Here is a 7,160-nt window from a genome sequence, read left to right as displayed (position 1 = left end):
CGATAGGGAGCGGGCTCCCGACGCCCTGCGACTCCGCTTGCGGCGTTGTCGTCAGTCAACGACGCTCCGCGTCGCTTCCTTCCTCCGCCTTGCAATCGAAGCCGCACGACGCCGCTCGCTGATCCGCTCCCTATCGTGGGGGAGGTCGTTAGGAAAAACCCGGCGGCGACGCCGTGTCCTCGGTCTTTGGACGGGTTCCTTCTCAAGCCTCCTGCCGCAGCGCGTCCAGCTGGTCCAGGAACCACTGCTGCGGCGGCAGCGCCACCGCAGCCGCAGCCAGCCGCTCCGTGCGCGCGGCCCGTTCGTCGTCCGCCATCGTCAACGCCTCGTGCAGCGCCGCCGCCGTCGCGGACACGTCGAACGGGTTCACCACGACCGCATCGCTGCCCAGCTCCTCGTACGCCCCCGCCTCCCGCGACAGCACCAGCGCGCAGCCGTGGTCGGAGACGACCGGGACCTCCTTGGCGACCAGGTTCATGCCGTCGCGGATCGGGTTGACGAGTGCCACGTCGGCCAGCCGGTACGCGGCGAGCGAGCGGGCGAAGTCGTCCTTGACGTGAAGCACGACCGGCGTCCAGCCCGCCGTGCCGTACACGACGTTGATCTCGTCGGCGACCCGCTGCACCTCGGCCGTGTAGTCGCGGTACACCGCCAGGTCCTGCCGCGAGGGGTAGGCGAAGGCGACATGGACGACGCGCTCACGCCATTCGGGCCGCTCTTCGAGGAGCTCGCGATAGGCGAACAGCCCGCGCACGATATTCTTGGACAGCTCCGTCCGGTCCACTCGTACGATCGTTTTTCGCCCGGGGCCGGCCTGCTCCCGCAGCGCCGCCATCCGCTCTTCCACGTCCGCCTCGTGCGCGCGCCCGCGCAGGAAGTCCGCGTCCGCGCCGAGCCCGTGCACCCCGATCCTGGTCAGGCCGGTGCCGCCCAGGATCTCCGTACAGCAGCCGATGAACGCGTCCGCCCAGCGCCGGGTCAGGAACGCCGCCCGGTCCGCGCCCAGGATGCCGTGCAGCAGCTGCTCGGCAATGTCGTCGGGGAGCAGGCGGAAGTAGTCGGCGGGCGCCCACGGGGTGTGCGAGAAGTGGCCGATCCGCAGGTCGGGGCGGAGCTCGCGGAGCATGCCGGGCACCAGCGCCAGGTGGTAGTCCTGCACCAGCACCGCCGCACCCCGCCCCGCCTCCTCGGCGAGCGCCTCGGCGAAGGCCCGGTTGTACGTCTCGAACGACGCCCACTGCCGCCGGAACTCCGCGTCGAAGACCGGCTCCAGCGGCGTCTGGTACAGCATGTGGTGGACGAACCAGAGCACCGAGTTCGCGACGCCGTTGTACGCGTCCGCGTGGACGGCCGCGTCGATGTCGAGCATCCGTACGCCCCGCTCACCGACCCCGCGCCGGATCGCCTCCCGGTCCCCGTCGCCGAGCGCCGCGCACACCCACAGCTTGTCCTTGACGGCGCTCAGCCCGGAGACGAGCCCGCCGCCGCCCCGCTTCGCGTCCAGCGTTCCGTCCGTGGCGAGGGTGTACGACACCGGGCCGCGGTTGGACGCAACGAGGACCTGGGCAGCGGGCTGGGCTTCGTGATCGGAGACCATGTTGCGGAATCTAGCCGGATCACGAACCGCCCAAACGTGCGAAGTCAGGCGACGTCACGCCGCGTGGCGCGAAACGTACTCCTCGATCTCGCGCATCGGGGGCCGCTCCTCGGTGTCCACCGCATGGGTGCGCGGTACGAAGCCGTCCGCGCCGCGCTCGAACTGGGTGAGCGAAGGCCGTACCAAGTGACCGCGGGACAGGCGGAATTGAGCGGTCCGGTAGATCGCCGCCGCCATCCGTCCGAGCGCCTGCCCGTCCTGGTGACGGTGCTTGCGCACCCCCACGTCGACCTGGGCCAGCGCGTCCAGACCCACCGTGTGCAGCGCATCGACCAGGAGACCCAGCTCCACTCCGTAGCCGACGGGGAAGGGCAGCCGTTCGAGGAGGGAGCGGCGCACGGCGTACTCCCCGCCCAGCGGCTGGACGAAACCGGCCAGCTGCGGCCAGTGCAGATTGAGCAGCGGACGGGCCACCAGTTCGGTGACACGACCACCCTGACCTGCGGTGTCACCGAGGGGGCGGTCGTACATCGCCTTCACGAACTGCACGTTCGGGTCGGTCAGCAGCGGGCCGACGATGCCGGAGACGAAGTCCGCCGAGAAGTCCTTCAGATCAGCGTCGATGAAGCAGACGATGTCACCGTCGGTCACCAGGAGTGACCGCCACAGGACCTCGCCCTTGCCGGGCACGGCGGGTATCCGGGGGAGTATCTCGTCCCGGTGCACCACCCGGGCGCCGGCCTCCCGGGCCACCTTCGCGGTGGCGTCCGTGGAACCGGAATCGATCACCACGAGTTCGTCGACCAGCTGGACCTTCTCCATCAGCTCGCGCCGGATCGTCGCGACGATCCGGCCGACCGTCGCCTCCTCGTTCAGCGCGGGCAGTACGACGCTCACGCTCCCGCGGTGCGGGTCCCTGGCCTTGGCGGCCAGGAGACGGTCCAGCGGGCGGTCGGCGGCCGACCAGGAACGCCTGGCCAGCCAGCGTTCGACCTCTTCCAGCACGGTCGATACTCCCTGTATGTGATCCATCTCGCGGTTCGGACGACCATCTCAACTGTCCGGTGCTTCGGTTACAGTCTTGAACAACGCGGACGGCCGTCGCATGTCGGGGTCAGTCCGCCAATAAATGCCTGGATCATTGATCCAGTGCCACAGCGCTCATCCAGAGGGACTGAGGGAACGGCCCGTTGAAGTCCCGGCAACCCTCCTGCCGACCGCGAGGTCACGGTGGGGAAGGTGCCAATTCCGTCTTGCGGCGAAATGCGTCGCAAGGAAGATGAGGAGAAAGGCCCTCCGCCATTATGGCCGTGCAGACCGTTGCAGTAAGCACCAATTCTTCCGCCGAAGCTGTCGACCTCGGTTCCGCCGCGGCGCTTTCCTGCCGCGAGTGCGGCGAGCGTTTCGAGCTCGGCCCCATTTTCGCCTGCGCGTCCTGTTTCGGGCCGCTCGAAGTGGCGTACGACCTGCCGAGCGGCTCCCCCGACGAGCTGAAGAAGCGCATCGAGGCCGGGCCCGACAACATCTGGCGTTACGCGCCGCTGCTGCCGGTCCCCGCCGATGTCGCGGACAAGCCGAACATCAACCCCGGTTTCACCAAGCTGGTCAAGGCCGACAACCTCGCCCGCGAGCTGGGCGTCACCGGCGGCCTGTACGTCAAGGACGACTCCGGCAACCCGACGCACTCCTTCAAGGACCGCGTCGTCGCCATCGCCGTCGAGGCCGCCCGCGCCTTCGGTTTCACCACCCTCTCCTGTTCCTCCACCGGCAACCTCGCCGGTGCGGTGGGCGCCGCCGCCGCCCGCGCAGGCTTTCGCTCCTGCGTGTTCATCCCGCACGACCTGGAGCAGGGCAAGGTCGTCATGGCCGCGGTGTACGGCGGTGAGCTGGTCGGCATCGAGGGCAACTACGACGACGTCAACCGCTTCTGCTCGGAGCTCATCGGTGACCCGCTCGGCGAGGGCTGGGGCTTCGTCAACGTCAACCTGCGTCCGTACTACGGCGAGGGCTCGAAGACCCTGGCGTACGAGATCTGCGAGCAGCTCGGCTGGCGGCTGCCCGACCAGATCGTCATCCCGATCGCGTCCGGCTCGCAGCTCACGAAGATCGACAAGGGCCTGCAGGAGCTGATCAAGCTCGGTCTCGTCGAGGACAAGCCGTACAAGATCTTCGGCGCCCAGGCCGAGGGCTGCTCCCCGGTCTCCACCGCCTTCAAGGCCGGTCACGACGTCGTACGGCCCCAGAAGCCGAACACCATCGCCAAGTCCCTGGCGATCGGCAACCCGGCCGACGGCCCGTACGTCCTGGACATCGCCCGCCGCACCGGCGGCGCTGTCGAGGACGTCGATGACGAGCAGGTCGTCGACGCGATCAAGCTGCTGGCGCGCACCGAGGGCATCTTCGCGGAGACTGCGGGCGGGGTGACGGTCGGCGTGACGAAGAAGCTGATCGAGGCCGGTCTGCTCGACCCGGCGCTGACCACCGTCGTACTCAACACGGGTGACGGCCTCAAGACCCTGGACGCGGTGGCCGCCACCTCGCAGGCGACCGCGACGATCCGCCCGAGCCTGGACGCGTTCCGCGCCGCCGGCCTCGCCACCGGCTGACCACCCGAGACCGAAGAAAGGCACCCACCATGAGCGTCAAGGTCCGTATCCCCACCATCCTCCGCACCTACACGGGCGGCCAGGCCGAGGTCCCGGCCGAGGGCTCGACCCTCTCCCAGGTCATCGAGTCCCTGGAGCGGAACCACCCGGGCATCGCCGCTCGTGTCCTGGACGACCAGGGCAAGTTGCGCCGCTTCGTGAACGTGTACGTCAACGACGACGACGTGCGCTTTGAGGGCGGCCTGGAGACGGCGACGCCGGACGGCGCCGGGATCTCGATCATCCCGGCCGTCGCGGGCGGCTGCTGACCATCCGTCCGACTTCACCGCCTGATCGGAATTGCCCCCTCCGCGAGAGAAACGGAGGGGGCAATTCTGCATGGTTAAGCGCGGTACAGTGTGGGAAGTTCCCCCAGCTGCCCGTGCCACCCGCATATGAGAATGCGCCCGGTCACGACAAGAAGCAGCCAAAGTGGTCGATCCCATTGCGCCAAAAGTCACCTTTGCCCGGCCCGACTTGCCCTGGAATCTCATGAATCCCTCATATTCGGGTGTTCGGCGCTGCCCAGAATTCTCGTCCGACTGACCTGTTGCAGAGGGCAGTTGGGCAGATACATTCGGCCGCGGTCGACGCGTTCCGGCGCACACACCCTCTCCTGTCGGAGGGTGAGTTCTGACCCGGGTCCGCGAAGTGCGGTCCTGCGCAAGGGCCAGTAATAGGGGAGTTAGGCATGGCTCAGGGCACCGTCAAGTGGTTCAACGCGGAGAAGGGGTACGGCTTCATCGCGGTCGACGGTGGTGCGGATGTTTTCGTCCACTACAGCGCGATCCAGATGGACGGATACCGCACCCTCGAAGAGGGTCAGCGAGTTGAATTCGAGATCTCGCAGGGTCAGAAGGGGCCGCAGGCAGACATGGTCAAGCTCGCCGTCGGCTGAGCTCGACGCGGTCGGCCAACGACACCGCTCACGCACGGAGGGCCCGTACCCCTGGGGTACGGGCCCTTCGCGCGTCCGCGTCGTGGTCCACCCGTGTGTGGCCGTGGTCGTCGGCGTCCCGTCGTTGTCCACATTCCGTAGGAGACGCTTGCACTCTCCGGGGTCGAGTGCTAATCATTGGCGTTAGCACTCTCCAGGTGAGAGTGACAGAACTTGGACCGGGCCGGTGAGGCCCGCAGGTCCGGTGGGGCAAGGAACCACTGGTCACGCAGGCCGTCCGTCGCGGGCGCCACTCGGTCCGGAGCAATCCACCCCTGTCCGGGAGGACCACTTCACATGGCCAAGATCATCGCGTTCGACGAGGAGGCCCGGCGCGGTCTCGAGCGCGGCATGAACCAGCTCGCCGACGCCGTCAAGGTCACCCTTGGCCCCAAGGGTCGCAACGTCGTCCTTGAGAAGAAGTGGGGCGCCCCCACGATCACCAACGATGGTGTTTCCATCGCCAAGGAGATCGAGCTGGAGGACCCGTACGAGAAGATCGGTGCGGAGCTGGTCAAGGAGGTCGCCAAGAAGACGGACGACGTCGCCGGCGACGGTACGACCACCGCCACCGTTCTCGCCCAGGCTCTCGTCCGCGAGGGCCTTCGCAACGTCGCCGCGGGTGCCAACCCGATGGCTCTCAAGCGGGGCATCGAGAAGGCCGTCGAGGCCGTCTCCGCCGCCCTCCTGGAGCAGGCCAAGGACGTGGAGACCAAGGAGCAGATCGCTTCGACCGCCTCCATCTCCGCCGCCGACACCCAGATCGGCGAGCTCATCGCCGAGGCCATGGACAAGGTCGGCAAGGAAGGCGTCATCACGGTCGAGGAGTCCCAGACCTTCGGTCTGGAGCTGGAGCTCACCGAGGGTATGCGCTTCGACAAGGGCTACATCTCGGCGTACTTCGCCACCGACATGGAGCGCATGGAGTCGTCCCTCGACGACCCGTACATCCTGATCGTGAACTCCAAGGTCAGCAACGTGAAGGACCTCCTTCCGCTGCTGGAGAAGGTCATGCAGTCCGGCAAGCCGCTGCTGATCATCGCCGAGGACGTCGAGGGCGAGGCCCTGTCGACCCTGGTCGTCAACAAGATCCGTGGCACCTTCAAGTCCGTTGCCGTCAAGGCCCCGGGCTTCGGTGACCGCCGCAAGGCCATGCTCGGCGACATCGCCATCCTCACCGGTGGCACCGTCATCTCCGAGGAGGTCGGCCTCAAGCTGGAGAACGCCGGTCTCGACCTGCTCGGCCGCGCCCGCAAGGTCGTCATCACCAAGGACGAGACCACGATCGTCGACGGTGCCGGTGACAGCGACCAGGTTCAGGGTCGCGTCAACCAGATCCGTGCCGAGATCGAGAACTCCGACTCGGACTACGACCGCGAGAAGCTCCAGGAGCGCCTCGCGAAGCTGGCCGGCGGCGTGGCCGTCATCAAGGCCGGTGCCGCGACCGAGGTCGAGCTCAAGGAGCGCAAGCACCGCATCGAGGACGCGGTGCGCAACGCCAAGGCCGCCGTCGAGGAGGGCATCGTCGCCGGTGGTGGCGTGGCTCTGCTCCAGGCCTCGGCCGTCTTCGAGAAGCTGGAGCTCTCGGGTGACGAGGCGACCGGCGCCAACGCCGTGAAGCTCGCCCTGGAGGCCCCGCTCAAGCAGATCGCCGTCAATGGTGGTCTTGAGGGCGGCGTCGTCGTCGAGAAGGTGCGCAACCTGGCCGTCGGCCACGGTCTGAACGCCGCGACCGGCGAGTACGTCGACATGATCGCCGAGGGCATCCTCGACCCGGCCAAGGTCACGCGTTCCGCCCTGCAGAACGCCGCGTCCATCGCCGCGCTGTTCCTCACCACCGAGGCCGTCATCGCCGACAAGCCGGAGAAGGCCTCCGCGGCCGCTCCGGGCGGCATGCCGGGCGGTGACATGGACTTCTGATCCTGACGGATCGGTAGTTCCTGTACAGCTTTGCCGCATCGGCCCCGGGACCAACTGGTCC

The 7,160-nt window shown here is 67.8% G+C and carries 6 protein-coding genes and 1 riboswitch; of the genes, 4 read left to right on the top strand and 2 right to left on the bottom strand.

Going from position 1 to position 7,160, the window contains the following annotated elements; all coding sequences use genetic code 11:
- Positions 1-202: 202 nt before the first annotated feature.
- Entirely contained in the window at positions 203-1,597 is a 1,395-nt protein-coding gene (locus ABTZ94_RS35175; protein ID WP_351207133.1) for an alpha,alpha-trehalose-phosphate synthase (UDP-forming), read from the bottom strand.
- Between the two features lie 54 nt (positions 1,598-1,651).
- The gene (locus tag ABTZ94_RS35170) at positions 1,652-2,602 is read right to left on the bottom strand and encodes a glucosyl-3-phosphoglycerate synthase (RefSeq protein WP_351207130.1); all 951 of its coding nucleotides are present in this window, start codon (positions 2,600-2,602) and stop codon (positions 1,652-1,654) included.
- A 153-nt stretch (positions 2,603-2,755) separates the two neighbouring features.
- Positions 2,756-2,883, top strand: a riboswitch (SAM riboswitch).
- Positions 2,884-2,901: 18 nt separating this feature from the next.
- On the opposite strand from ABTZ94_RS35170, the gene thrC reads away from it, so the two are divergent.
- The 4 genes from thrC to groL all read left to right on the top strand — a co-directional run bounded on the left by thrC (position 2,902) and on the right by groL (position 7,099).
- On the top strand, positions 2,902-4,203 hold the full coding sequence (gene thrC, locus ABTZ94_RS35165) for a threonine synthase (RefSeq protein WP_351207128.1): 1,302 nt from the start codon (positions 2,902-2,904) through the stop codon (positions 4,201-4,203).
- Between the two features lie 29 nt (positions 4,204-4,232).
- Positions 4,233-4,511, top strand: coding sequence for a MoaD/ThiS family protein (locus ABTZ94_RS35160; RefSeq protein WP_266730791.1), 279 nt, complete (start codon positions 4,233-4,235; stop codon positions 4,509-4,511).
- Between the two features lie 422 nt (positions 4,512-4,933).
- On the top strand, positions 4,934-5,140 hold the full coding sequence (locus ABTZ94_RS35155; protein WP_003967346.1) for a cold-shock protein: 207 nt from the start codon (positions 4,934-4,936) through the stop codon (positions 5,138-5,140).
- A gap of 336 nt (positions 5,141-5,476) precedes the next feature.
- Complete coding sequence (gene groL, locus ABTZ94_RS35150) at positions 5,477-7,099, top strand: chaperonin GroEL (protein ID WP_093540313.1); 1,623 nt, start codon at positions 5,477-5,479, stop codon at positions 7,097-7,099.
- Positions 7,100-7,160: the final 61 nt, after the last annotated feature.

This window comes from Streptomyces sp. NPDC002785 (genome assembly GCF_040295565.1).
Classification (GTDB): Bacteria; Actinomycetota; Actinomycetes; order Streptomycetales; family Streptomycetaceae; genus Streptomyces.
The sequence above is the reverse complement of the archived record's forward strand: the minus strand, read 5'-3'. Positions and strand labels throughout refer to the sequence as shown.

What these genes read in the sequence shown, in the direction of transcription:
- ABTZ94_RS35160 (WP_266730791.1), top strand. Translation starts at nt 4,233, where the DNA reads ATGAGCGTCAAGGTCCGTATCCCCACCATCCTCCGCACCTACACGGGC.
- groL (WP_093540313.1), top strand. Translation starts at nt 5,477, where the DNA reads ATGGCCAAGATCATCGCGTTCGACGAGGAGGCCCGGCGCGGTCTCGAG.
- ABTZ94_RS35155 (WP_003967346.1), top strand. Translation starts at nt 4,934, where the DNA reads ATGGCTCAGGGCACCGTCAAGTGGTTCAACGCGGAGAAGGGGTACGGC.
- ABTZ94_RS35175 (WP_351207133.1), bottom strand. Translation starts at nt 1,597, where the DNA reads ATGGTCTCCGATCACGAAGCCCAGCCCGCTGCCCAGGTCCTCGTTGCG.
- thrC (WP_351207128.1), top strand. Translation starts at nt 2,902, where the DNA reads ATGGCCGTGCAGACCGTTGCAGTAAGCACCAATTCTTCCGCCGAAGCT.